Origin of the sequence: Phaeovulum sp. W22_SRMD_FR3 (assembly GCF_052113705.1) — a bacterium.
Taxonomy (GTDB): domain Bacteria; phylum Pseudomonadota; class Alphaproteobacteria; order Rhodobacterales; family Rhodobacteraceae; genus JBGQOG01.
The window spans coordinates 31,726-55,006 of the sequence record NZ_JBGQOG010000013.1 but is presented as its reverse complement, the minus strand read 5'-3'; the positions used below and the strand labels follow the sequence as shown (position 1 = coordinate 55,006).

Here is a 23,281-nt window from a genome sequence, read left to right as displayed (position 1 = left end):
TTTTCCGCCAAAATGCCCCACCATCGGTCGTCTTCCCCTCAACGGCGGCCCCATTGCCCCCTGCGTCGCCGGTTCAGCGCCCGCATCTGGCGCACCGGCAGCTGTCGCGCTGACCGCAGCCAGACTTCCGCCAGACTGCCGCCTGCCGCCTGCGCCCGACGCCTGTTCCACCGGGCCCAACGCCCCAGCGGGCATTCGGATCCGGCCTTTTCCGCCCCCCGCCCTTGCAGCCCGGCCCGCAAGGGTCTTATCTCTGGGGCAACCAAGACATGAGGAAGCCGATGACCCTGACCCTGCCCCGCCCCGTCTTTGACGCAAATGCCGCCGGTGGCAGCTTTGGTGCCCTGCCCGATTGGGATCTGAGCGATCTTTACACCGCGCCCGATGCCCCCGAATTCGCCCGCGACATGGCCTGGCTCGAAACCGCCTGCGCCGATTTCGCCCGGGATTATGAGGGGAAGCTGGCGGAGCTGAACGCCGCCGCCCTGGCCGAATGCATTGCCCGCTATGAGGCGATCGACATCACCGCCGGGCGTGTAATGTCCTATGCCGGGCTGCGCTATTACCAGAACACCACCGATTCCGCGCGGGCGCAATTCATGGCCAATGCGCAGGACCGGATCACCAATTTCACCACGCCGCTGGTGTTTTTCAGCCTGGAATTCAACCGGATCGAGGATGCCGCCTATCAGGCTCTGTTCGCCGATGCGGCCCTCGCCCGGTTCAAACCGGTCTTTGACCGCATGCGCGCCATGCGGCCGCATCAGCTCTCGGATGAGCTGGAAAAATTCCTGCACGACCAATCGGTTGTCGGCGCCGCCGCCTGGAACCGCCTGTTCGATGAGACGATGGCGGGCCTTGAATTCATCGTCGCGGGCGAGGTGCTGAACCTTGAAGCGACGCTGAACCTGCTCTCGGACCATGACCGCGCGAAACGCGAGGCGGGTGCCCATGCCTTGGCCGAGGTCTTTGGCAAGAACATCAAACTCTTCGCCCGTGTGCACAATACGCTGGCCAAGGAAAAAGAGGTTGAGGACCGCTGGCGCAAGATGCCCAGCCCGCAATACGGCCGCCACCTGTCGAACCATGTCGAGCCGGAAGTGGTCGAGGCTTTGCGCAATGCGGTGGTCGCCGCCTATCCGAAGCTGTCGCACCGCTATTACCGGCTGAAGGCGAAATGGCTGGGGCTGGAAAAACTGCAGGTCTGGGACCGCAACGCGCCGCTGCCCGCCGAAAACCCCGCGCCGATCCAATGGGACGCAGCGAAAGAGACCGTGCTCGGCGCCTATGCCGCTTTCGCGCCGGAGATGGCCGAACTGGCACAGCCCTTCTTCGACAAAGGCTGGATCGATGCGGGCGTGAAACCGGGCAAAGCCCCCGGCGCCTTCGCGCATCCAACCGTCACCACCGTGCATCCCTATGTGATGCTGAACTACCTCGGCAAACCGCGCGATGTGATGACGCTGGCGCATGAGTTGGGGCATGGCGTGCATCAGGTGCTGGCGGCGGGTCAGGGCGAACTTCTCGCCTCCACCCCGCTGACCTTGGCCGAAACCGCCAGCGTCTTTGGCGAAATGCTGACCTTCCGCCGCCTCCTCGACAACGCCGAGAGCAAGGCCGAGCGCAAAATGCTCCTCGCAGGCAAGGTCGAGGACATGATCAACACGGTCGTGCGGCAGATCGCCTTCTACGACTTTGAGTGCAAGCTCCACGCCGCCCGCGCGGAGGGCGAGCTGACGCCCGAGGACATCAACACCCTCTGGATGTCGGTGCAGGGCGAGAGCCTGGGTGATGTGTTTGAATTCATGCCGGGATATGAGACCTTCTGGGCCTATATCCCGCATTTCGTCCACTCGCCCTTCTACGTCTATGCCTATGCCTTCGGCGACGGTCTGGTGAATGCGCTCTATGCCGCCTATGCCGACGGCCTGCCCGGCTTTGAAGAGAAGTATTTCGACATGCTGAAAGCCGGCGGCTCGAAACACCACAAGGAACTCCTTGCCCCCTTCGGCCTCGATGCCTCGGACCCGGCCTTCTGGGACAAGGGCCTGTCGATGATCGCGGACATGATCGACGAGCTGGAAGCGCTGGAAGACTGAGACCCCGCCGCCCTCCCCTCGGGGGGCGGTTTTTCTTGCCTCCCCCGCCCGCAGCGACCAGACTGAAGGCGGGGAAAGAGCAAAGGGCGATCATGCTGCGCAAACTGCTGATTCTGCTGGCGCTTGTGCTGCTTGTGGCGGCGCTGGCGCTGTTCATCCTCGGCCCCGGCGTGGTCGAGCGCGCGCAAAACCGCATCAAACCGCATGAGCCCTGGAAAATCGCGCCCGAGGCGGCCGATCTGCACGCGCGGCTGACCATCGGCGATCTGCACGCCGACCCCCTGCTCTGGAACCGCGACCTCGCCCGGCGCAGCAGGCGCGGCCAGATCGACCTGCCGCGCCTGCGCGATGGCAATGTGGCGCTGCAGGTTTTCACCACGGTGACCAAAAGCCCGCGCGGCCAGAATTACGGCCATAACAGCGCCGGGGCGCCGGACAACATCACCCCCCTCGTCATCGCGCAACTGCGCCCGCCGCGCACATGGTTCAACCTGACCGAACGCGCGCTTGATCAGGCGGCGCGGCTGAACGCCACCGCCCGCGCGCATCCCGACCAACTCCGCATCCTGCGCAGCAAAGCGGATCTCGACGCCGTGCTTGCCGCCCGCGCCGCGGGCCAGCCGCTGATCGGCGGCCTTCTTGGCGCCGAGGGCGGACAACCGCTCCGGGGCGACATCCGCAATCTCGCCCGGCTCTATGATGCAGGCTTCCGCCTCATCGGCCTCACCCATTTCTTTGACAATGAACTTGGCGGCTCGCTGCATGGCGAAAACGGCCCGGGCGGCGGGCTGACCGATTTTGGCCGCGCCGTGGTCACCGAGATGCAGGCGCGCCGGATGATCATCGACCTTGCCCATGCCAGCCCGGCGCTGGTGCGCGACGTGCTGGCGATGCCCGGCACCCGCCCGATCGTCAGCCATACCGGCATCTACAGCGCCTGCCCCAGCCCCCGCAATTTCCCCGATGCTCTGATGCAGGAGATTGCCGCCAAAGGCGGGCTGATCGGCATCGGCTTCTGGGCCGATGTCACCTGCGACGCCACCCCGCATGGCATCGCCAAAAGCATCCTCGCCGCCATCCGCCTTGTCGGCATCGACCATGTGGCGCTCGGCTCTGACCATGACGGCGCGGTCGAAACCGAAATGCGGGTGGAGGAACTCGCCGCCCTCACCGGCGCCTTGATGGACCTTGGCCTGACCGGGACCGAGATCGCCCAGGTGATGGGCGGCAATATGCAGCGCTTCCTGCGCGAAAGCCTGCCGGATTAGCGTCGTCTACGGCCCTCGCGCGCCGCCCCTGCCCTTGCTTCGTTCAAAATATCCCCGCCGGAGGCATCCGACGCCGCCACCCAGAACACCCCCGGGCAAAGGCGGCGCCGGATCCACAGCTCAGATCTCCACGGCTTCCGCAAACACCCGGTCGATCATCTCTTGCGTCCCGCGCGCCTGCTCCAGCGTCCAGGCATAGGGCGCGCCCTCCCGCACCGTGCGGCCAAAGGCCTCGACCTGATGCACATATTGGTCCACGCCGGGAAAGCGCTCGGTCAACTCGGGCATGCCCACCCGGTGCAGATGCACCTGCGCCTCGGCAAAGACATTGGCGTTGAAGGGGGCGGTCAGCCGGATCAGCCCGCGGTCGCCCTGAAACACCACCTCCTGCCGCTTGGGCAGCCGCATCGAGGTCATCGCGGAAAAGGTGAAGGGCTCGACCCGCGCCGCCGCCATCTGCCCCACCACCTGCGCCCAGGTATCAATGCCGTTCTCGCGCTTCAGCCGCGCGCTCATCTCGGTGGGTTCCGCCCCCGTCGCCCAGCGGATCGAGCCATAGGCATAGACGCCGATGTCGCGGATGCCGCCGCCGCCGGTCTCGGGGCGGTTGCGGATGTTGGCGGTGTCGGCGCGGTTGTCAAAGCTGAAGGCGGTGTCCACATGCCGGAGCGTGCCGATCTCGCCCGCCGAGAGCCAGTCGCGCACCCGCTGCCATTGCGGATGGTGCACGATCATATAGGCCTCGGCCATGTGCAGGCCGCTGGCATCGCGGGCGGCGATCAGCTGGTCGATCTCGGGCGCGGTCAGCGCCACCGGCTTTTCGGTCAGCACATGTTTGCCCGCCGCCAGCGCCTTCAGCGACCATTCCACATGCATCGAGTTTGGCAGCGGAATATAGACCGCATCCACCGCCGGATCGGCCAGCATGGTATCATAATCCAGATGCACGCTCAGATCCGGCGCAAAGGCCTGAAACCCTTTGGCCTTTTCCAGACTGCTGGTCGCCAGCGCCGCCAGACGCGCGCCCTTGGCCGCATGGATCGCCGGCCCCATCAGGTTGCGCGCAAAATTCGACGCCCCCAGCACCCCCCAGTTCACATTCTGATGCATCCTATCCTCCCGAATCCGTTCTTCAAATCAACCGCAGCAGGGCCAGATCCGCCCCCCGCGCCGCCATCCGCGCCAAGACGACATCCATCATGTCGTCACTGCCCGAGCGGATCATCTGCTCGTGCAAGAACCACCACAAAAAAGCAGCATGCGGCCATTCGCCGCCCAGCGCCCGGTCGCGTGCGGCGGGCCAGTCGCCGGGCACCACCACGGTGCAGGCATTATGATGGAAATCCGAGCGCCCGAACAGCACCGACGGCACGCGGTGGATCATCCCCTCCAGCGAGACCGCCGAGCTGATCGAGACGCTGAGCGCCGCCCGCGCCAGAATGTCATGCACATTGGCGCCACTGACCAGCACCTGCGGGTGATGTTTGCCCAGCCAGCGCACGAGCCGATAGGTCTCGGGCCCCTGATTGCGCGGATGCGGTTTCACCACCACCCGCCGCCCGCCGGTATCGGCCAGCACCGCTTTCAGCATGGCTTTGGCATCCATATGCCGCGCGCGCTCCACCGGGTCCGACAGATCCTGCAGGAAAACCGCAATGCAGCCCGCGGGGATTTCGGTCACTTCCTCGGGCTGGGTATAGCGGCTTTTGCGCGCCGCCGCGTAGCGCTGGTAGAGGCGTTTGGCAAAGGCTTCGGCCTCGGCCGCCGGTTGCGCCGCCGGGTCGAAGCGGGCATCGGCAAGCGCGGAATCCGCGAAAATCCCCTGCGGGTCCATGTACCAGAACGGATAGAGATAGCCGAGGCCGGTGTTCAGGAGACCGTCGCGGGCGATGCGGCCATTGTGCACGAAATCAAAGTCCTGGCTTTGGCGTGGCCGGGCCAGCGCCGCCAGATCGCGGTGCAGGATGCGCACTTCGGCCCCGCGCGCGGTGAAGCCGGCGCAGAGTTTACGGTAAAACTCGGGCAGACGGCTGCCATCGGGGGCGGCCATATGCGCGGGCATGTGGAATTGAAGGGCGGCGGTGCTCATGGCCGCAGGATGCAAGGCGGCGGGGGCCGTGGCAAGCCTGCCTCTGCGCGCAAGGCCACAGGAACGCTGCGATAAACGGCGGGCAGGTCCGGGGCTGCGCCGATAAGAATGCCCCCGCGATCGTGGCCGATCACGGGGGCATTCAGGGAGGTCACCTTGGCGCAGCGGAGCCGGAGGAGCGGCGGCCAGCAGCGCGAGGGATCGACGCGCGGAGCGAGGCACGGGGGCCCCAAACACGGGGGCCCAAAAAACGGAGCCCCCGAACCGGCGCGGCGATGCGATCAGGCGGGGATCGCCATGCCTTTGTCGCGGGCCAGTTCGCGCATGCGGCCCTGCAGTTTTTCAAAGGCGCGCACTTCGATCTGGCGGATCCGCTCGCGGCTGACGCCGAACCGGGCCGAGAGATCTTCCAGCGTCACCGGCTCATCGCGCAGACGACGGTCCATCAGAATGTCGCGTTCGCGCTCGTTCAGCACATCCATCGCCGAGACCAGCATCGCACGGCGGGCGTCCAGCTCATCGGCCTCGGCATAGGCTTCGGCGGTGTTGGCGCCCTCATCCTCCAGCCAGTCCTGCCACTGGGTCGAGCTGTCGCCATCCGACGAGCCGACCTGCGCGTTCAGCGAGGCATCCGACCCCGCCAGACGGCGGTTCATCGAGATGACTTCGGCTTCGGTCACGTTCAGGTCATGCGCGATTTTCGCAACATTCTCGGGCCGCAGATCGCCCTCTTCCAGCGCGCCGATCTTGGATTTCGCCTTGCGCAGGTTGAAGAACAGCTTTTTCTGCGCCGAGGTGGTGCCGAGCTTCACGAGACTCCAGCTGCGCAGGATGTATTCCTGAATGCTGGCGCGGATCCACCACATCGCATAGGTCGCGAGGCGAAAGCCCTTCTCGGGATCAAAGCGTTTCACCGCCTGCATCAGACCGACATTGGCCTCGGAAATCACTTCGGCCTGCGGCAGGCCGTAGCCCCGGTAGCCCATCGCGATCTTCGCCGCGAGGCGCAGGTGGCTGGTGACCATCTGATGCGCGGCGCCGGTGTCCTGATGGTCGACCCAGCGTTTGGCCAGCATGTATTCCTGTTCCGGCTCGAGGAGCGGGAACTTGCGGATTTCTTGCAGATACCGGTTCAGCCCCTGTTCCGGGCTGGGGGCGGGAAGGTTCGTATAGGTAGTGCTCATTCGGTCCTCTCTCCCTGATCGAGGATGACGCAACATGGGTAGAACGGCTTCGGGTTTCAAGCGCCCGGTCCAAGCGTCCGGCCCTGTCGCGTCGCAGGCTCACTCAGAAAACTCTGATTGGAGCGTGACGGTTCCAAAGACCTGACGCCAGCACAAAGCCGCCGCTTCACCCGAAAGTGAACCAGATAGTTCAGTTACGCAAGCTGCAATTTCGCACAAGGGTTCCGCGCATCAGCGCAGATCAGGGTTTCCCGCCTGCAAGAGCGTGATCAACGCCTGCATGTCCTCGGGCAAAGGTGAGGTGAACGAGAGCTCCTCCCCCGTCACCGGATGCTCAAAGCCGAGCGTGGCCGCGTGCAAGGCCTGACGCGGGAAAGCGGCGACGGCGTCGGCGGCCTCGGCCCCCACCGCCTTGACCGCCAGCTTGCGTTTGCCACCATAGGTCTGATCGCCGATCAGCCCATGCCCGACATGCGCGAGATGCACGCGGATCTGATGCGTGCGGCCGGTCTCGAGCCAGCAGTCAATCAGCGCGGCGGCAGGCGGTGTGCCGTAGCTTTCGACCACATGCGCGCGGGTCACCGCGTGCCGCCCGCCCTGAAACAACACCGCCTGCCGCTGCCGGTCGGTCTTGTGGCGCGCGAGCTGGGTGGTGATTTTCAACACGCCGCCCGCTTCAAAATTGGTGCCCTTGCAGCCGCGCAAACGCGGGTCATTGGCATCGGGCACGCCATTGCAAAGCGCCAGATAGTGGCGATGCACCGAATGCGCCTCAAACTGCGCGGCAAGGCCGTGATGCGCGCGGTCGGATTTCGCCACCACGAGGAGGCCCGAAGTATCCTTGTCGATCCGGTGCACGATGCCGGGACGCGCCTCGCCCCCCACGCCCGAGAGATTGCCGCCGAAATGGTGCAGCAGGGCATTGACCAATGTCTGATCCGGCGAGCCGGGGGCCGGATGCACCACAAGGCCCGCGGGCTTGTCGATGACGATCAGATCCTCATCTTCCCAGATCACCTGCAGCGGGATGTCCTGCGCCACCGTCTCTACCGGGGCGGGCGCGCCGATGGCGATCTCATAGACCTCGCCTTCCGCAACTTTCGCTTTCTGATCAGTCACTACGAGGCCCTTGCAGCGGACCGCACCCTCTGCGATCAATCGCATGAGCCGCGACCGGGAGAGTGCGGCTTCCTCTGGCACTTCGCGCGCAAGCGCCTTATCAAGACGCTCAGGCGCATCGGCGCCAATGGTGATATGAAGGATACGGCTTTCCATGGCGAAACCCCAATTCGATCTGCCGGGCGACGCCGAGGAACAGCCTCTGCCCGAATTGCGGTTCCTGAAAGCCCTCGTCACGGTACTGGCAGGAACGATGATTGTCGGCCTGATAGCGATCATCGGCCTGCTTGTCATCCGCCTTGGCGGCAGTTCCAGCCCGATGGTCCCGAATTTGCCCGCCACCATCACCCTGCCTGCCGGTGCCAAGGCCACCGCCGTCACCTATGGTCAGGGGTTCATTCTGGTGGTCACCGATCAGGCGACGGTGATGATGTTCGACACCGATGGACGCCTGCGCGGCCAGATGCTGATGCGCTGAGGCGCCCCAAGCGTCGGGAGTTCCAAGTGTCGGGAGCCCGGGGCCTTATGCGCCCGAAACGCGGAGAGCCCTGAAACTTGGGCGCCCTGCATCTTGTGACCCGGGGCCTTGTTCGCCCGCAGTCGGAAAGGTGACCTGGGGGGCTTTTGCGGCGGCACGGGCGTGATGCAGGCCCCGCCGCGGTGCGGGTGGCGCGGGCGGAGCCTCCGGCGGGGATATTTTGCACGAAGCAAGCCCCGGCCGGCATGTCATCCCCGAGGGGGTGCGGCGCGCAGGGTTACTTCTGCGCCGCGGCTTCCAGAGCATCGAGACGCGCCTGCAAGGCGGCGTTTTCCTCGCGGGCTTTCACCGCCATCGCGCGCACGGCATCGAATTCCTCGCGGGTGACGAAATCACGCTCGGCCAGCCAGCGGTCCATCCAGGACTTCATCGCGGTCTCGGCTTCGGATTTCGCGCCCTGCGCCACCCCCATGGCATTGGTCATCAGCTTGGACATTTCATCGAAGAATTTATTGTTCGATTGCATTTGCGCTCTCCTTGTCCCGGCGGCACCGGGTGAGTGTCGGGATTTCTCCCTATATGGGCGCTGAGACCCCAAAGCTCAAGGTGATGTTGCGCCGCCGCGGGCCGCAAAAGCGGCGGCGCCGGGGGCCGCCGCGGCCCGTGCGGCATGGCCGTTGCGGCGCCAAACGGATGACAACAAACACCATTCTGCGAGGAGAAAAGTCGGCGGTTGACTTCGCGCCGCTCAGAGGTTCTTTCGGGAGCAAAGAGGTGCCCCATGCTGAATGCCATCCCGTTTCCGGAGATCCGCCCCGAGATTTTCACCCTGCATCTGCTGGGCCATGAATTTTCGCTGCGCTGGTACGCGCTGGCCTATATCGCGGGGCTTTTGCTCGGCTGGCGCATCATCATCACCCTGATGCGACGGGCCAAACTTTGGGGCGGCACCGCGCCGATGGCCGCCGAAGAGGTCGATGACCTGCTGACGGCGATCATTCTGGGGGTGATCCTCGGGGGCCGTCTGGGCTTCGTGCTGTTTTACGGTTTTGACTATTACAGCGCGCATCCGCTTGAGATTCTGAAGGTCTGGGAGGGCGGCATGTCCTTCCACGGCGGCTTTTTGGGGGTCATGGTGGCCGGGCTCTGGTTCGCGCGCCGCCACAAGATCAACGCCTGGTCGCTGGCCGATGCGCTGGCGCTGGCGGCCCCGGTCGGGCTGTTCTTTGGCCGGATCGCCAATTTCATCAATGCCGAGCTCTGGGGCCGCCCGACCGACATGCCTTGGGGGGTGATCTTCCCCGGTGCGGCGGCGCAGGATTGCCCGGGCGTGCTGACGCTCTGCGCGCGCCACCCCTCGCAGCTGTATGAGGCGGGGCTGGAGGGGTTGCTGCTGGGGCTGATCCTGTGGGTGCTGGTGCGGTTCGGCGCGCTGACCCGGCCGGGGCTGGTGCTGGGGGTGTTCCTGACCGGCTATGGTCTGGCGCGGATGTTTGTCGAGCTGTTCCGGCAGGCGGATGCCGAATTCATCACCCCGGAAAACCCGTTGGGCCATGTGATCGGCAGCGCCGATTTCGGTCTCTCGATGGGGCAGCTCTTGTCGGTGCCCATGGTGCTGATCGGGCTGATCTTTGTGCTGCGTGCCCTGAACCGGCCCCGCGCGGGAACCGCTGAAGCATGACGTTGCTGGCCGGGCTCATCGCGCGGCGGATCGCGGCCGAGGGGCCGATGCGGCTGTCGGATTACATGGCGCTGTGCCTTTTGCACCCCGAGCACGGCTATTACGCGACCCGCGATCCCTTTGGTGCGGCGGGCGATTTCACCACCGCTCCCGAGATCAGCCAGATGTTCGGCGAGATGCTGGGCCTCTGTCTGGCGCAGGTCTGGATGGACCAGGGCCGCCCCTCCCGCTTTCTGCTGGCCGAGATCGGCCCCGGTCGCGGCACGTTGATGGCCGATGTGCGCCGGGTGATCGCGCGCGTGCCCGGCATGGCCGACGCGGCGGAGCTGCATCTGGTTGAGGCCTCGGCGCATCTGCGCGGGGTGCAGCGCGCGACGTTGGCCGGGCACAGCGTCCATTGGCACGACAGCATTCGGGATCTGCCGGAGGGGCCGCTCTATCTTCTGGCCAATGAATTCTTTGACGCTTTGCCGATCCGGCAGTTTCAGCGCAGCGATGACGGCTGGGCCGAACGGCAAGTGGGGCTGAAGGGGGATGCGTTGGTGCTGGGTCTGGCGCCGCCCGCGCCGCTGGCGCTTCTGGCGCATCGGCTGGCCGATACCCACCCGGGCGAGATCGTCGAGATCTGCCCGCAGGCAACCGAGATCGCCGCCGCGATCGCCACGCGCATCGCCCGCGACGGCGGGGTGGCGATCTGGATTGATTACGGCGGCTGGATCAGCCGGGGCGATACGTTTCAGGCGCTGCACCACCACCAGAGCGTCGATCCGCTGGCCGCGCCCGGCAGCGCCGATCTGACCGCGCATGTGGATTTTGAGCCGCTGGCCCGCGCCGCTCGCCGGGCCGGGGCCATGACCAGCGCGATGACGCCGCAAGGGGTGCTGCTCGAGCGGCTGGGGATCACCGGGCGGGCACAGGCTCTGGCGCAGAAACTGCAGGGGACGGCGCTGGAAAGCCATATTGCCGCCCATCGCCGCTTGACCCACCCGGCGGAAATGGGAAACCTGTTCCAGACGCTGGCGGTGTTTCCCGCCGATGCGCCGCCGCCGCCCGGGTTCGACCCCGCACCCCAGAGCGGGGGCCACCCCTGACAACCGTCCCGCCCGCCACCCTACCACCGCCCTGCCCCGCGCCACAGCCCAGAGACAGATCCTGATTGATGACCGCCCCGCATACTGACCTGACCGGAAGTGCCCCGATGCTCGCCAATCTCGAAATCCTCACTGCCCCGGAACTCGCGGGGGTTCGTCACGGATTTTTCACCCGCCGCGGCGGGGCCTCTTCGGGAATTTTCGCCGGGCTGAACTGCGGGCATGGCTCGTCGGATCTGACCGAAGCGGTGACGATCAACCGCCAGCGGGTTGCCGAGGCAATGGGGGTCAGCGCGCTTGTCAGCGTGCATCAGGTGCATTCCGCCGATGTGAGCGTGGTCAACGCTGTCCCCGAGGGCGCGTCGCGCGCCGATGCGCTGGTGACCGCCACGCCGGGGCTGGCGTTGTCGATCCTGACCGCCGATTGCCAGCCCGTGCTCTTTGCCGATGTGGAGGCCGGGGTGATCGGCGCCGCCCATGCCGGATGGCGCGGCGCGCAGGACGGGGTTTTGCAGGCCACGGTGCGCGCGATGGAGGGGCTGGGCGCACGCGCCGCCCGGATCACCGCGGTGATCGGCCCCTGCATCAGCCAGCAAGCCTATGAAGTCGGCCATGATTTCATGGAGAGCTTTTTGGTGGACAACCCCGACCATGGGCGCTTTTTCGCGGGTGGCCCCGCCGGAAAGCCCCTGTTCAACCTGCCCGCTTTCGGGCTGCATTGCCTGCGCGAAGCCGGGGTCGGCACCGCGGTCTGGACCGGTCATTGCACCTATGGCGAGCCTGACCGCTTCTATTCTTTCCGCCGCACCACCCATCTGGGCGAGGCGGATTATGGCCGCCTGATCTCAGTCATCCGGCTCTGACGGGCGCGGTCCCGGGTCCAAGGGCCGGAGAGCTTTGACACGGCGCGCCGGGCGCCTCCCCCGGCCCGAAGCTGCCAGACCGCCGCCGCCCGAAAATCACTTCTCCTGCCGCCGCCTCCCGTGGGACGCAGGCGCAGGGCGTCCCGACACGCGTCCCGGCCTGCGCCCCCACACGCGGCCCGACTGGCGTACCCGGATAAAGAGTGTGGCGCGGCGTCCTGGCAGGCAGATTGGCTGTGCGCCGGGCGTCGGGTGGCGCCGGGGCGAAAGCGCGCCGGGCCTTTCCGACAAATTCCTAAAAATTGTCTCAATTCGCACATCAATTGCCGCGATGCCGCCGCATTGCACCGTCAAAACAGCGGCATCGAGAAACAATGACCCGCCGCAACGGCGGACCTCTGGCAGGAGTGTGCAGCATGTTGACCCTTTCCAAAACCCCGCGCTGGCTGAAGTCCGTCATCCGCGAAGTGCGCCAGTCCGAAGCGCCGGTGATGCCCTATCATCGCGGCGCACCGCGGGCGCTGATGCTGGCCCGCCGCGCCGAGAAACTGCCGCCGGCCTTCATGGTCGCCTTTGCCGCCGCCGCCCAGGCCCGCCGCGCCGCCTGCCGCTGAGGCCGGGCACCGCGTGACCTGACCTGACCTGACCGTGGCGGGCCGCCGTTGTGCACCACAAGGTTGCCGCGATTCGGCCCCAGGGCCGGGCTTTTATCTCCCCAAGTGGCACCATGGGTGACCGTTTGGGAAACAGTTCGGGGGCGGGCCATTTGATTGGCGCCGCCCCTCTTTCAATTAAAGCGAAAATTTGACAGGCATTTGTCGTGATGCCATGAGGGGCCATCGTCTCTCTGCACATGGTGGGGGCCACTGCAGATGTGACAGACTGAAAAGGCTGCTCGCATGTCACTCTCCCACCCTGCTGCCGCGCGCGTCGCGGCGGAACCCGAAGCTATCGGCATCTCTCCGGCCCGTCCTCTGCGGGCCATCCTGCCGGACAGGCGGCCTCTGCGTGCGAATCCTCTGACCCGCCGCATCGAGGCCGCCTGGCTTACCCCCCTTGGGGACATTGAAACCTCGACCCGGCTGGCCCCGGCGATCCCGCTGTTTGACGAGGCCTGCTCGGCGCTCGCGCGCGGCACGGTGGTGTTGACCGATCAGGGCGGCGTTGCGGTCGAGGATATGGTGCCCGGCATGCAGGTGCTGACCGCGGGTGGCGGCGCCGAGCCGGTGCAATGGATCGGCGCGATCACCCTCTATCCCGGCGGCCCCTCCGCGGATGCCACCCCGTTGCGGCTGACCCGAATCACCGCCGATGCCTTTGGCCATGGCCGCGCGGGCAGTGACCTCGTTCTGGGCCCCGCTGCGCGCCTGCTCTGGCGCGATCCGCGCCTGACGCGGTATTGCGGCGCCGAACAGGCCTTTGTCCCGGCGCAGGCGCTGGCGGATGGCTGCGCGGTGCTGGCGCTGCGTCCGGCGGCCCCGATGCCGGTCTATCATCTGGCCCTGCGGCGGCATGCGGCGATCCGCACCCTGGGGATAGCGGTGGAAAGCTACCACCCCGGCACCGGCCTCGAGACGCGGATCGAACCGCGGATGCTGTCGCTGTTTGCCGGCCTGTTCCCGCATCTGAACGGGGTGCAGGACTTTGGCCCGCTGACCCGGCCGCGCCTGTCGGCCGCGATGATGGAGCAACTGCTCGAGAGTTGAAAAAGGCACCCGAAGGTGCCCATATTCTTCATAATTTCAATGGATTAGCCGGGGCGCTCAGGCCGGGCATTCAGTCCGAAGACCCGGGGCAAAGACTCAGCCCAAAGCCCCGGGCTGAACACTCAGGCCGAACGCGCGAGCCGGTCTTCCAGCACATCGAACGGCACGCCCGGATCATCCTTGGCGCAGCGGATCACCAGGCTGGTCTTGACGCTGGCCACATTCGCCGCCGAAGTCAGCTGCCCGGTCAGAAAGCTCTGAAACGTGCTCAGATCCGGCGCGACGCATTTGAGAATAAAGTCGATCTCGCCGTTCAGCATGTGGCATTCGCGCACCAGCGGCCAGTCGCGGCACCGCGCTTCAAAGGCCGAAAGATCCACCTCGGCCTGAGAATGCAGCCGCACCATGGCGAAAACCTGCACTTCAAAGCCCAGCTCGCGCGGGTTCACATCGGCATGATAGCCGCGGATATAGCCCGCCTCTTCCAGCGTGCGGACCCGGCGCAGACAGGGCGGGGCCGAAATGCCCACCCGTTTGGCCAATTCGACATTGGTCATCCGCCCATCCGCCTGCAACTCAGCCAGGATCTTGCGGTCGATCTCGTCCAGCTTGGTGCCCGCCATGGGTCTGCTCCTCTGTCTTTTCGCAAAACCTATCCGTCCGGGCGGTTTTGCGCAATATTATTTCGTATAACACCAAATGCCGGCAATTCGCCAGATCACCGGCGCGAAACACCGGCCCGGATCACCCTGTCGGATCGGTGTGACCACCCCAACGGGGGTTTTCGTCGCCCCTTTGCCCCACTATATGCGGGACATCAAGATGGAGTAGGTGACATGGGCGAGACGCGCCATACCAAGGTTCTGATCATTGGCTCGGGTCCGGCGGGCTATACGGCGGCGGTTTATGCCGCGCGCGCCATGCTGCAGCCGATCCTCGTGCAGGGCATCCAGCCCGGCGGCCAGCTGACCATCACCACCGAAGTGGAGAACTGGCCCGGCGAGACGCATATTCAGGGCCCGGACCTGATGGTGAAGATGCAAGAACATGCCGAGGCGATGGGCACCGAGGTGATCGGCGATTACATCTCCAGCCTCGATCTGCAAAACCGCCCCTTCACCGCCAAGGGCGACTCTGGCGTGACCTATACCGCCGATGCGGTGATCCTGGCGACGGGCGCACAGGCGCGCTGGCTGGGCCTGCCCTCGGAAGAGAAGTTCAAGGGCTTTGGCGTCTCTGCCTGTGCCACCTGCGACGGGTTCTTCTACCGCGGCAAGGAGGTCGTGGTGATCGGCGGCGGCAATACGGCGGTGGAAGAGGCGCTCTTCCTCACCAATTTTGCCACCAAGGTCACGCTGATTCACCGCCGCTCGACGCTGCGCGCCGAAAAGATCATGCAGGACCGGCTGTTCAAACACCCGAAGGTCGAGATCCTGTGGAACCACGAGGTTTCGGAAGTGCTGGGCGATGAGACGCCGCTGGGCGTGACGGCCGTGCGCGCCAAAAACGTGCAGACCGGCGAGACGACGGATGTCCCCTGCGCCGGGTTCTTCGTGGCCATCGGCCATGCGCCCGCCTCGGAACTGGTCAAGGACCAGCTGGAACTCCACAACGGCGGCTATGTCGTGGTGCAACCCGGCTCGACTCGCACCTCGATCCCCGGCGTTTTTGCCGCGGGCGATCTGACCGACCACATCTACCGGCAGGCGGTCACCTCGGCGGGCATGGGCTGCATGGCGGCGCTGGATGCGGAAAAATACCTCGCCGAACACGAATTGGCGGAATAATCGCCCCCGCGGCCCCCGGCAAAACCGGGGGCCGCTTTGGTTTTGGGCAGGTCGGGCGCCCTCGCCGCGGACCAGAAGCATCCCAGCGGCCGGTTTTGCGGAACGAATGGCCCGCTGAGAGGCCGGAACGGGCAAAGCTGCCCCAAAAACATACTGCACCGCAGCAAAACCGCCTCATTTGCGAAAATTCTGCTCGTTTGGCTTGAATTTGGACACATTCAGGGTCTAAGCCCCCCATAGCAATTGCGGGGCGTGACCCCGTCCCCGGACCCTTTGAAAACCGCGAGTATTGTCATGTCCCTGCCCAATTTGGCTCCCATTCCCGAGCTGTATGTTTCCCACGAATCCGCGCTGAAGCTGAAAGCCGAAGCGGGCAATCTCGTTTCGTGGGATCTGACCCCGCGCCAGGTCTGCGACCTTGAGCTGCTGATGAACGGCGGCTTCTTCCCGCTGAAAGGCTTTCTGAACGAGGCCGATTACAATGGCGTCGTCTCGGAAATGCGTCTGGCCGATGGCACGCTCTGGCCGATGCCGATCACCCTTGATGTGAACGAGGCCTTTGCCGAGAAGATCGAAGCCGGTCAGGACATCGCCTTGCGCGATGCCGAGGGCGTCATCCTCGCCATCCTCTCGGTCACCGACAAATGGGAACCGAACAAGGCACTGGAAGCGGAAAAGGTCTTTGGCGCCGATGATGTGGCCCACCCGGCGGTGAACTATCTGCACAATCAGGCCGGCAAGATCTACCTCGGCGGCCCGATCACCGGCATCCAGCAGCCGGTGCATTACGATTTCAAAGCCCGCCGCGACACCCCGAACGAGCTGCGCGCCTATTTCCGCAAGCTCGGCTGGCGCCGCATCGTGGCCTTCCAGACCCGCAACCCGCTGCACCGCGCGCACCAGGAACTGACCTTCCGCGCCGCGAAAGAAGCGCAGGCCAACCTGTTGATCCACCCGGTGGTCGGCATGACCAAACCGGGCGACATCGACCACTTCACCCGCGTGCGCTGCTATGAAGCCGTGCTCGACCAATACCCGGCCTCGACCACGACGATGTCGCTGCTGAACCTCGCCATGCGCATGGCCGGTCCGCGCGAAGCCGTCTGGCACGGGATCATCCGCCGCAACCACGGCTGCACCCATATGATCGTGGGCCGTGACCATGCAGGCCCGGGCAAGAACTCGGCCGGTCAGGACTTCTACGGCCCCTATGACGCGCAAGAGCTGTTTGCGAAATACCAGTCGGAAATCGGCGTCGAAATGGTCGATTTCAAACAGATGGTCTACATTCAGGAACGCGCTCAGTATGAGCCGCGCGATGAAGTCGAAGAAGGCGTGACCATCCTCGACATCTCGGGCACCGAACTGCGCCGTCGTCTGGCCGAGGGGCTGGAGATTCCGGAATGGTTCTCCTTCCCGCAGGTGGTCAAGGAACTGCGCCGCAACCGTCCGGCGCGGGCGAACCAGGGCTTTACCGTCTTCTTCACCGGCCTTTCCGGCTCGGGCAAGTCGACGATTGCCAACGCGCTGATGGTGAAACTGATGGAAATGGGCGGCCGCCCGGTCACCCTCCTCGACGGCGATGTGGTGCGCAAGCATCTCTCTTCCGAGCTCGGCTTCTCGAAAGAGCACCGCGACATCAACATCAAGCGCATCGGCTATGTGGCCTCTGAAATCACCAAGAACGGCGGCATCGCCATCTGCGCCCCGATCGCGCCCTACACGGCCACCCGCCGTGCGGTCCGCGAAATGATCGAATCCTACGGCGCCTTCGTCGAGGTTCACGTGGCCACCACGCTGGAAGAATGCGAACGCCGCGACCGCAAGGGCCTCTATGCCCTCGCCCGCGAAGGCAAGATCAAGGAATTCACCGGGATTTCCGATCCCTATGAAGCCCCGACCAAAGCCGAGCTGGTGGTGGAAACCGAGAATGTCGACGTGGACAACTGCGCGCATCAGGTGATCCTGAAGCTGGAGCAAATGGGCCTGATCGGCGCCTGATCCCGCGCCGCCACAGCCTGAGAAATGCAAACGCCGCCCCCGCCCGGGGCGGCGTTTTTCATTCTGGTTCAGGGGCGTCCCCCCAGGGTTTTGACGGTCTTTTAATCAAATACGCGGAAACTGCTGAGCAAGATGCTTTCCGGAACCGCCCATGACCGACACCTCCAGCTGGCTGTGGAAATCGAGCACTACCTGGCCGGGATATACCTCCGCCAACCAGAACAACCTCGGTACGAACGGCAACAATCTGAGCGTGAGCCCGAGCGGATACCGCGCGGTGACGCTGCATGACCAGAACGCAGACGGGCTGATCTCGGATTCCGACACCGGCGACAACACCACCTCAAACGGCGACTATGTCTGCGTCGACGGGGTGAACCATACCGTGCGCGAAGTGGCGGCCTATACCGGCTCGTCGGTCACCATCGGCGGCGTGACCTACAGCAATGTCACCATGTCGGTGCTGCTGTTCGATGATGGCACCTATGGCGTGCGGCTGATGGACAGCTCAATCCCGCCCGGCACCAATTTCGCCAATGTCAGCGCCGTACATCTGGGCAGTTTCAACGGCACCGAATATGGGGCGGTGACGGTGGCGAATGTGGATCAGGCCTTTGTCTGCTTTGCCGGTGGCTGCCATATCGAGACCGAAACCGGCCCGTTGCCGATTGAGGCGCTCCGCGTCGGCATGCGGCTTCCCACCCGCGACCATGGCCTGCAACCTTTGCGCTGGATCGGGCAGCGGCGGGTGCGTGGCACGGGACGGATGGCCCCGGTTGAGATTGCGGCCGCGGCGCTCGGCAACAGCGCAGCTTTGCGTCTGTCGCCCAATCACCGGGTGCTGATCGATGACTGGCGGGCGGAACTCTATTTTGGCTCGGATGAAGTGCTGGTGGCGGTGAAACATCTGGTCAACGGCCGCACGATCCGCCGCCGCCCCTGCCCGGAGGTCACCTATTTTCACCTGCTGTTTGATCAGCATGAGGTGATCCTGTCCGAGGGTCTCTGGACCGAGAGCTTTCACCCCTGCGCGGGCAGCCTGACCACCGCCGGCGCCGAAACGCGGGCGGAGATACTGGCGCTGTTCCCGGAATTGGGGGCGGATATGCAGGGATATGGCCCGACGGCCCGCCCCTGCCTCAAGGCCTATGAGGCGGCGCTGCTGCGCGCCGCCTGATGCTGTTGGGCGCCCCGGCACGGGCGGCCGCGGTGCCGGGCGGCTGGCCGCAGCCACCCGGGATCAGCCGCAGCCCCCCGGGATCAGTGGACCGCGACCGGATCCAATTGGTTCTGATGCGCCAGCTGAAAGGCCATGGCGCGGTCGCGCACCAGCGCCAGCCGCTCCCCGCTCGCATCATGCAGCGCATAGAGCTGCACCAGCCCCTCGGCCTGCGCCTGCACATCGGCCGGAAGATCGGCCACATTCACCGCGCGGACATAGGCAATGCGATCCGCGGCAGCTTGGCCAAAATCGAATTTCGTATTCATCACGCTCTCCTCAATTTGGGGTCCGCTTCGGCGCAACCCCTGTCGTCATTTGCGTTGATCCGCTCACTTGCGCTGGATCGGGATGCTTTGCACCACCGGCTCGGGCTGGGCGCGCATCAGATCCACATGCAGCAACCCGTTCTCGATCGAGGCGCCGCGCACCTCCACCCCATCGGCCAGCACGAAACTGCGCTGAAAGGCCCGCGCCGCGATGCCGCGGTGCAGATAGACCCGGCTGCTTTCATCCTCGGACTGGCGACCGCGAACGACCAGCGCCCGGTCTTCCATGGTGATCGCCAGATCTTCCTCGGCAAAGCCCGCCACGGCCAGAGTGATGCGAAAGGCATCGGGGGCGGATTGTTCGATGTTATAGGGCGGATAGCTGTCCGACCCGGTTTTCGCGGTACGCTCCACCAGCCGCTCCAGCTGGTCAAAGCCCAGCAGATAGGGATGCGCACCAAAACTCAGCTTCGTCATCGGGCAAGTCCTTCAACAAGCGACCCTGCGGGATAGGGCCCCGATCACGGGCACCCTTGACCCTGAATATGGGGAAGCCATCCGCCCGCCGCAAGGGCCTGACGCGCGGCGGGCCCCCTGCATGGTGCCGCAGCGCAGCGCTTTCGCCCGCCTGTGCAGGCCCCCGGCAGACTGCGCGCAATTGCAGAATAATTTTTCCCCGCAAGGGCCGGAAAACGCTATATTTGGACTTCGGGTGACGGCGAGTCGGGCAAACCTTGTGAAAGGGGGCCGAGACGGCTGGCACCATCGCCCGCAAGCACCCAAAGACCCTGAATTCGTTGAACCGGACTGACACGCCATGAATGCTCCCACCGAACTCAACCCGGAAGAGATGGGCCGGATCAAGCTTGAGGTCCTGCGGCGCGATCACCGCGATCTGGATGATGCGATCCATGTGATGGAAACCTCGGGACGCGGCGATCAGCTGACCCTGCGGCGGCTGAAAAAGCAAAAGCTGGCGCTGAAGGATCAGATCACCCGGCTCGAAGACCTGCTCACCCCCGATATCATCGCCTGATCTTCGCCCGAACGGCATTTTTCGGCGCGAAAAGCGCGGTGCGGGCGGCGGCGGCATTGCATGGGCTTGGCCCGTGGCTATAGTGCGCCTTCCTGAAAACGGGGCCAAAAGCTGGGGACATCGCATGGGCGTGAAAGTGGGAATCATCATGGGCAGCCAGTCGGACTGGCCCACGATGCGCGAGGCGGCAAACATTCTGGACGAGCTGGGCATTGCCTATGAGACCAAGATCGTTTCGGCCCACCGCACACCGGACCGTCTTTGGACCTACGGAAAGACCGCGGTCGACCGTGGCCTGCAGGTGATCATCGCGGGCGCTGGTGGCGCCGCGCATCTGCCTGGCATGATGGCCTCGAAAACCCGAGTGCCGGTGGTGGGCGTGCCGGTGCAGACCCGCGCCCTCTCGGGCGTCGACAGCCTCTATTCGATCCTGCAGATGCCCAAGGGGTTTCCGGTCGCCACCATGGCCATCGGCGCGGCCGGGGCGGCCAATGCCGGGCTGATGGCAGCGGGCATCCTCGCGATCAGCGATGCCGCGCTGGCGGCGCGGCTGGATGCCTGGCGCGAGGCGCTCTCCGCCTCGATCCCCGATGAACCGACCGATGAGTGAGACCCAAATGGCCGATACGCTGACCACCCAACTGCAACCCGGCGCCGTGATCGGCATCCTTGGCGGCGGCCAGCTGGGGCGCATGCTCTCGGTCGCGGCCGCGCGCCTCGGCTTCACCACCCATATCTATGAGCCGCTGGCCAATCCGCCCGCGGGGCAGGTCGCCGACCGCGTGACCACCGCCCCCTATGACGACACCGCCGCCCTCACCGCCTTTGCGGCCTCGGTCGATGTCATCACCTATGAATTCGAGAACATCCCCACCGACGCGCTCGACCTTCTGGAAGCGCATCGCCCGATCCGCCCGGGCCGCCGGGTGCTGGGCATCAGCCAGGACCGCATCACCGAGAAAACCTTCCTCAACGATCTCGGCCTGACCACCGCCCCCTGGGCCGAGGTGACCGATGCCGCCAGCCTTGACGCAGCCTTGGCCAGGATCGGCACCCCGGCCATCCTGAAAACCACCCGCCTCGGCTATGACGGCAAGGGCCAGGCCCGGATCAAAACGCCGGAAGACGCCCCCGCCGCGCTTGCCGCCATGCAGGGCGCCACCGCCGTGCTCGAAGGTTTCGTCGATTTTTCCCGCGAGATCTCCGTGATCGCCGCCCGCAGCCCTTCCGGCGAAGTGGCCGCCTATGACCCGGGCGAGAATGTCCACCGCGACGGCATCCTGCACACCACCACCCTGCCCGCCGAGATCACCTCGGCGCAGCAGATGGACGCCGTGCTGATCGCCGCCAAAATCCTGAACGCCCTCGATTATGTCGGCGTGATGGGGGTCGAGCTTTTCGTCACGCCGACGGGCCTTCTGGTCAATGAAATCGCCCCCCGCGTCCACAACTCCGGCCATTGGACACAAGCGGGCTGCGCCGTCGACCAGTTCGAACAGCACATCCGCGCCGTCGCGGGCTGGCCGCTCGGCGATGGCAGCCGCTACGCCGATGTGGTGATGGAAAACCTGATCGGCGACGACATCGCCCGCCTTCCCGCCCTCGCGCGCGAGGCGCACACCCAGATCCACCTCTACGGCAAGGCCGAAGCCAAACCCGGCCGCAAGATGGGCCATGTCAACCGCATCCAAAAGCGCCCCTGACCCTTTCTTCTTGGCCAAAATACCTCGGGGGTCCGGGGGCAGCGCCCCCGGCCTCTCCCCCCTTCCCGCCGCCCGCCATGAGGTCCCGATGCCGATCCGCCTCGCCACCCGCGCCCTGATCCTCGTCGAGAACCGCCTGTTGATCGTCAACGCCTTCCCCGGCGCGCAATCCGATCTCTGGTGCGCCCCGGGCGGCGGCGCCGATCCGCACAGCTCGCTCCCGGACAATCTCGCCCGCGAGATCTGGGAGGAATGCGGCGTCGGGGTCACCGTCGGCGCCCCCGCCCTGATCAACGAATATCATTCCGCGGAAAAGCGCTTCCATCAGGTCGAGATTTTCTTTCGCTGCACGCTGAACGGCCCGCTGCCCGAGGTTTGGCGCGACACCGAAGGCGTGGTCCACAGCCGCCGCCTCGTCACCCGCCCTGAACTGGCCACCTTGCGGCACAAGCCCGACAGTCTGGCCGAGGTGGCCTGGGGCACGCAATCCGCGCCATACGACCCGCTGGAGCCGCTCTCCACCCCCTGAAACGCCCGCCTGTCACGCCTCTAAGAAAGCAAAAAGGCCGCCGGTTTCCCGACGGCCCCTCTCTCGCATCTCCGCCCGGCCTCAACCGCGCGAATACATGCCCTCATAGATCGGCACCAAAGTATCCGTCTCAAACAGCGACGACACCGAGGTGCCGTTCCAGGTGTTCAGGATCGCCTGCGCGAACATCGGCGCGGTCGGCACGATGCGGATGTTCGGGCAGTTCTTGATCGCGTCGGTCGGCGCGATGGAATCGGTGATCACCAGCGATTTCATCACCGATTTCGACACGCGCTCCACCGCCGGACCCGAAAGGACGCCATGGGTGATGTAGCTGTGCACCTCGATCGCGCCCGCTTCCATCAGCGTCTCGGCGGCTTTGCAGAGCGTTCCGGCCGTGTCGCAGATGTCATCCACGATGATACATTTCTTGCCGGTCACATCGCCGATCACCGTCATTCCGGCGACTTCCCCGGCCTTTTCGCGGCGTTTGTCGACGATCGAGAGCGGCGCGCCGATGCGGGTGGCCAGTTCCCGCGCCCGCGCCACACCGCCGACATCGGGCGAAACCACCATCACATCGCCGAGCTGACCCTTGAAATGGTGCAGGATATCCAGCGCGAAAACCGGCGCCGCATAGAGGTTGTCCACCGGGATGTCGAAGAAGCCCTGAATCTGCGTCGCGTGCAGATCCAGCGTCAGGATCCGGTCCACCCCCGCCTCGGTCAGCAGGTTCGCCACCAGCTTGGCCGAGATCGGCGTGCGGGCCTTGGCCCGGCGATCCTGCCGCGCATAGCCGAAATAGGGGATCACCGCGGTGATCCGCGCCGCCGACGAGCGTTTCAGCGCATCGGTCATGATCAGCAGTTCCATCAGATTGTCATTCGCCGGATTCGACGTCGACTGGATGATGTACATGTCCTCGCCACGCACATTCTCAAACACTTCGACGAAGATTTCGCCATCGTTGAAGCGCTCGACGCGGGCATTCACCAGACCCACGCTCATGCCACGGTGCATGGACATACGCCGGGCGATGGCCTGAGCCAGCGGGAGGTTGGCATTCCCGGAAATCAGTTTCGGTTCTTGCATGGCAGGCATGGGCGGCATCCTTCGGGCAGCTCGAATGACGGATTCGTGAGATTGCGCCTGCCTTAGC

General features: G+C 65.2%; 24 protein-coding genes. 15 read left to right on the top strand and 9 right to left on the bottom strand.

Annotated features, from left to right (window positions below):
* Positions 1 to 281: 281 nt before the first annotated feature.
* A complete protein-coding gene (locus tag ACEN2S_RS15705; RefSeq protein ID WP_441867579.1) occupies positions 282 to 2,099 on the top strand; it encodes a M3 family oligoendopeptidase in 1,818 nt (605 codons plus the stop codon).
* Between the two features lie 92 nt (positions 2,100 to 2,191).
* Positions 2,192 to 3,367: a dipeptidase gene (locus ACEN2S_RS15700; protein WP_441867577.1), complete on the top strand. Its 1,176-nt coding sequence runs from the start codon at positions 2,192 to 2,194 to the stop codon at positions 3,365 to 3,367.
* 120 nt (positions 3,368 to 3,487) lie between these two features.
* Here ACEN2S_RS15700 and ACEN2S_RS15695 read toward each other — a convergent pair whose 3' ends face one another.
* The 4 genes from ACEN2S_RS15695 to ACEN2S_RS15680 form a co-directional block, all read right to left on the bottom strand.
* Positions 3,488 to 4,477, bottom strand: a complete 990-nt coding sequence (locus tag ACEN2S_RS15695; RefSeq protein WP_441867575.1) for a Gfo/Idh/MocA family protein — start codon at positions 4,475 to 4,477, stop codon at positions 3,488 to 3,490.
* A 22-nt stretch (positions 4,478 to 4,499) separates the two neighbouring features.
* Entirely contained in the window at positions 4,500 to 5,456 is a 957-nt protein-coding gene (locus ACEN2S_RS15690) for a hypothetical protein (protein ID WP_441867573.1), read from the bottom strand.
* A 281-nt stretch (positions 5,457 to 5,737) separates the two neighbouring features.
* Positions 5,738 to 6,640 (bottom strand): RNA polymerase sigma factor RpoH, encoded by a 903-nt coding sequence (gene rpoH, locus ACEN2S_RS15685; protein ID WP_441867571.1) that lies wholly within the window; start codon positions 6,638 to 6,640, stop codon positions 5,738 to 5,740.
* 231 nt (positions 6,641 to 6,871) lie between these two features.
* Complete coding sequence (locus ACEN2S_RS15680) at positions 6,872 to 7,915, bottom strand: RluA family pseudouridine synthase (RefSeq protein ID WP_441867569.1); 1,044 nt, start codon at positions 7,913 to 7,915, stop codon at positions 6,872 to 6,874.
* Here ACEN2S_RS15680 and ACEN2S_RS15675 point away from each other — a divergent pair.
* Complete coding sequence (locus ACEN2S_RS15675) at positions 7,914 to 8,237, top strand: DUF6476 family protein (RefSeq protein ID WP_441867567.1); 324 nt, start codon at positions 7,914 to 7,916, stop codon at positions 8,235 to 8,237. The genes ACEN2S_RS15680 and ACEN2S_RS15675 overlap by 2 nt on opposite strands.
* Positions 8,238 to 8,514: 277 nt before the next feature.
* Here the strand turns inward: ACEN2S_RS15675 and ACEN2S_RS15670 are convergent, their stop codons facing one another.
* Positions 8,515 to 8,763 (bottom strand): accessory factor UbiK family protein, encoded by a 249-nt coding sequence (locus ACEN2S_RS15670; RefSeq protein WP_441867565.1) that lies wholly within the window; start codon positions 8,761 to 8,763, stop codon positions 8,515 to 8,517.
* A 255-nt stretch (positions 8,764 to 9,018) separates the two neighbouring features.
* Here ACEN2S_RS15670 and lgt point away from each other — a divergent pair, with 255 nt between their 5' ends.
* The 5 genes from lgt to ACEN2S_RS15645 all read left to right on the top strand — a co-directional run bounded on the left by lgt (position 9,019) and on the right by ACEN2S_RS15645 (position 13,578).
* Positions 9,019 to 9,918: a prolipoprotein diacylglyceryl transferase gene (gene lgt / locus ACEN2S_RS15665; RefSeq protein WP_441867563.1), complete on the top strand. Its 900-nt coding sequence runs from the start codon at positions 9,019 to 9,021 to the stop codon at positions 9,916 to 9,918.
* Complete coding sequence (locus tag ACEN2S_RS15660; RefSeq protein WP_441867561.1) at positions 9,915 to 11,009, top strand: class I SAM-dependent methyltransferase; 1,095 nt, start codon at positions 9,915 to 9,917, stop codon at positions 11,007 to 11,009. Before lgt ends, ACEN2S_RS15660 begins: the two co-directional genes overlap by 4 nt.
* A 68-nt stretch (positions 11,010 to 11,077) precedes the next feature.
* Positions 11,078 to 11,872 carry a peptidoglycan editing factor PgeF gene (pgeF, locus tag ACEN2S_RS15655; protein ID WP_441867559.1) on the top strand — a complete coding sequence of 265 codons (795 nt, stop codon included), beginning with the start codon at positions 11,078 to 11,080 and terminating at the stop codon, positions 11,870 to 11,872.
* 416 nt (positions 11,873 to 12,288) lie between these two features.
* Positions 12,289 to 12,486, top strand: a complete 198-nt coding sequence (locus tag ACEN2S_RS15650) for a hypothetical protein (protein ID WP_441867557.1) — start codon at positions 12,289 to 12,291, stop codon at positions 12,484 to 12,486.
* Between the two features lie 285 nt (positions 12,487 to 12,771).
* A complete protein-coding gene (locus tag ACEN2S_RS15645; RefSeq protein WP_441867555.1) occupies positions 12,772 to 13,578 on the top strand; it encodes a Hint domain-containing protein in 807 nt (268 codons plus the stop codon).
* Between the two features lie 122 nt (positions 13,579 to 13,700).
* On the opposite strand, the gene ACEN2S_RS15640 is transcribed toward ACEN2S_RS15645, so the two are convergent.
* Positions 13,701 to 14,201: an Lrp/AsnC family transcriptional regulator gene (locus tag ACEN2S_RS15640; protein WP_441867553.1), complete on the bottom strand. Its 501-nt coding sequence runs from the start codon at positions 14,199 to 14,201 to the stop codon at positions 13,701 to 13,703.
* A 213-nt stretch (positions 14,202 to 14,414) separates the two neighbouring features.
* Here ACEN2S_RS15640 and trxB point away from each other — a divergent pair, with 213 nt between their 5' ends.
* The 3 genes from trxB (at position 14,415) to ACEN2S_RS15625 (ending at position 18,543) form a co-directional block, all read left to right on the top strand.
* A complete protein-coding gene (gene trxB / locus ACEN2S_RS15635) occupies positions 14,415 to 15,365 on the top strand; it encodes a thioredoxin-disulfide reductase (RefSeq protein ID WP_441867551.1) in 951 nt (316 codons plus the stop codon).
* A gap of 294 nt (positions 15,366 to 15,659) precedes the next feature.
* On the top strand, positions 15,660 to 17,366 hold the full coding sequence (locus tag ACEN2S_RS15630) for a bifunctional sulfate adenylyltransferase/adenylylsulfate kinase (protein WP_441867549.1): 1,707 nt from the start codon (positions 15,660 to 15,662) through the stop codon (positions 17,364 to 17,366).
* A 151-nt stretch (positions 17,367 to 17,517) separates the two neighbouring features.
* Positions 17,518 to 18,543 (top strand): Hint domain-containing protein, encoded by a 1,026-nt coding sequence (locus ACEN2S_RS15625; protein WP_441867547.1) that lies wholly within the window; start codon positions 17,518 to 17,520, stop codon positions 18,541 to 18,543.
* A gap of 83 nt (positions 18,544 to 18,626) precedes the next feature.
* Here ACEN2S_RS15625 and ACEN2S_RS15620 read toward each other — a convergent pair whose 3' ends face one another.
* The gene (locus ACEN2S_RS15620; protein WP_441867545.1) at positions 18,627 to 18,854 is read right to left on the bottom strand and encodes a DUF1150 family protein; all 228 of its coding nucleotides are present in this window, start codon (positions 18,852 to 18,854) and stop codon (positions 18,627 to 18,629) included.
* A gap of 63 nt (positions 18,855 to 18,917) precedes the next feature.
* Positions 18,918 to 19,331, bottom strand: coding sequence for an Hsp20 family protein (locus tag ACEN2S_RS15615; protein ID WP_441867543.1), 414 nt, complete (start codon positions 19,329 to 19,331; stop codon positions 18,918 to 18,920).
* Between the two features lie 340 nt (positions 19,332 to 19,671).
* Between ACEN2S_RS15615 and ACEN2S_RS15610 the strand changes: the two genes are divergently transcribed.
* The 4 genes from ACEN2S_RS15610 to ACEN2S_RS15595 all read left to right on the top strand — a co-directional run bounded on the left by ACEN2S_RS15610 (position 19,672) and on the right by ACEN2S_RS15595 (position 22,122).
* Positions 19,672 to 19,890 (top strand): YdcH family protein, encoded by a 219-nt coding sequence (locus ACEN2S_RS15610; protein ID WP_441867541.1) that lies wholly within the window; start codon positions 19,672 to 19,674, stop codon positions 19,888 to 19,890.
* A gap of 124 nt (positions 19,891 to 20,014) precedes the next feature.
* Positions 20,015 to 20,500, top strand: a complete 486-nt coding sequence (purE, locus tag ACEN2S_RS15605) for a 5-(carboxyamino)imidazole ribonucleotide mutase (RefSeq protein ID WP_441867539.1) — start codon at positions 20,015 to 20,017, stop codon at positions 20,498 to 20,500.
* A complete protein-coding gene (locus tag ACEN2S_RS15600; RefSeq protein ID WP_441867537.1) occupies positions 20,493 to 21,593 on the top strand; it encodes a 5-(carboxyamino)imidazole ribonucleotide synthase in 1,101 nt (366 codons plus the stop codon). Before purE ends, ACEN2S_RS15600 begins: the two co-directional genes overlap by 8 nt.
* A gap of 88 nt (positions 21,594 to 21,681) precedes the next feature.
* Positions 21,682 to 22,122, top strand: coding sequence for an NUDIX domain-containing protein (locus ACEN2S_RS15595; RefSeq protein ID WP_441867535.1), 441 nt, complete (start codon positions 21,682 to 21,684; stop codon positions 22,120 to 22,122).
* An 81-nt stretch (positions 22,123 to 22,203) separates the two neighbouring features.
* Here the strand turns inward: ACEN2S_RS15595 and ACEN2S_RS15590 are convergent, their stop codons facing one another.
* Positions 22,204 to 23,223: a ribose-phosphate pyrophosphokinase gene (locus ACEN2S_RS15590; protein ID WP_441867533.1), complete on the bottom strand. Its 1,020-nt coding sequence runs from the start codon at positions 23,221 to 23,223 to the stop codon at positions 22,204 to 22,206.
* Between the last annotated feature and the right edge of the window lie 58 nt (positions 23,224 to 23,281).

Bases quoted from the DNA above. Each gene is read 5' to 3' on its own strand.
- ACEN2S_RS15615 (WP_441867543.1), bottom strand. From the start codon at position 19,331: ATGACGAAGCTGAGTTTTGGTGCGCATCCCTATCTGCTGGGCTTTGAC.
- ACEN2S_RS15625 (WP_441867547.1), top strand. From the start codon at position 17,518: ATGACCGACACCTCCAGCTGGCTGTGGAAATCGAGCACTACCTGGCCG.
- ACEN2S_RS15620 (WP_441867545.1), bottom strand. From the start codon at position 18,854: ATGAATACGAAATTCGATTTTGGCCAAGCTGCCGCGGATCGCATTGCC.
- lgt (WP_441867563.1), top strand. From the start codon at position 9,019: ATGCTGAATGCCATCCCGTTTCCGGAGATCCGCCCCGAGATTTTCACC.
- ACEN2S_RS15590 (WP_441867533.1), bottom strand. From the start codon at position 23,223: ATGCCTGCCATGCAAGAACCGAAACTGATTTCCGGGAATGCCAACCTC.
- ACEN2S_RS15705 (WP_441867579.1), top strand. From the start codon at position 282: ATGACCCTGACCCTGCCCCGCCCCGTCTTTGACGCAAATGCCGCCGGT.
- ACEN2S_RS15630 (WP_441867549.1), top strand. From the start codon at position 15,660: ATGTCCCTGCCCAATTTGGCTCCCATTCCCGAGCTGTATGTTTCCCAC.
- ACEN2S_RS15695 (WP_441867575.1), bottom strand. From the start codon at position 4,477: ATGCATCAGAATGTGAACTGGGGGGTGCTGGGGGCGTCGAATTTTGCG.
- ACEN2S_RS15675 (WP_441867567.1), top strand. From the start codon at position 7,914: ATGGCGAAACCCCAATTCGATCTGCCGGGCGACGCCGAGGAACAGCCT.
- rpoH (WP_441867571.1), bottom strand. From the start codon at position 6,640: ATGAGCACTACCTATACGAACCTTCCCGCCCCCAGCCCGGAACAGGGG.
- pgeF (WP_441867559.1), top strand. From the start codon at position 11,078: ATGACCGCCCCGCATACTGACCTGACCGGAAGTGCCCCGATGCTCGCC.
- ACEN2S_RS15680 (WP_441867569.1), bottom strand. From the start codon at position 7,915: ATGGAAAGCCGTATCCTTCATATCACCATTGGCGCCGATGCGCCTGAG.
- ACEN2S_RS15700 (WP_441867577.1), top strand. From the start codon at position 2,192: ATGCTGCGCAAACTGCTGATTCTGCTGGCGCTTGTGCTGCTTGTGGCG.
- ACEN2S_RS15645 (WP_441867555.1), top strand. From the start codon at position 12,772: ATGTCACTCTCCCACCCTGCTGCCGCGCGCGTCGCGGCGGAACCCGAA.
- ACEN2S_RS15650 (WP_441867557.1), top strand. From the start codon at position 12,289: ATGTTGACCCTTTCCAAAACCCCGCGCTGGCTGAAGTCCGTCATCCGC.
- ACEN2S_RS15660 (WP_441867561.1), top strand. From the start codon at position 9,915: ATGACGTTGCTGGCCGGGCTCATCGCGCGGCGGATCGCGGCCGAGGGG.
- ACEN2S_RS15595 (WP_441867535.1), top strand. From the start codon at position 21,682: ATGCCGATCCGCCTCGCCACCCGCGCCCTGATCCTCGTCGAGAACCGC.
- ACEN2S_RS15600 (WP_441867537.1), top strand. From the start codon at position 20,493: ATGAGTGAGACCCAAATGGCCGATACGCTGACCACCCAACTGCAACCC.
- ACEN2S_RS15670 (WP_441867565.1), bottom strand. From the start codon at position 8,763: ATGCAATCGAACAATAAATTCTTCGATGAAATGTCCAAGCTGATGACC.
- ACEN2S_RS15690 (WP_441867573.1), bottom strand. From the start codon at position 5,456: ATGAGCACCGCCGCCCTTCAATTCCACATGCCCGCGCATATGGCCGCC.
- ACEN2S_RS15610 (WP_441867541.1), top strand. From the start codon at position 19,672: ATGAATGCTCCCACCGAACTCAACCCGGAAGAGATGGGCCGGATCAAG.
- trxB (WP_441867551.1), top strand. From the start codon at position 14,415: ATGGGCGAGACGCGCCATACCAAGGTTCTGATCATTGGCTCGGGTCCG.
- purE (WP_441867539.1), top strand. From the start codon at position 20,015: ATGGGCGTGAAAGTGGGAATCATCATGGGCAGCCAGTCGGACTGGCCC.
- ACEN2S_RS15640 (WP_441867553.1), bottom strand. From the start codon at position 14,201: ATGGCGGGCACCAAGCTGGACGAGATCGACCGCAAGATCCTGGCTGAG.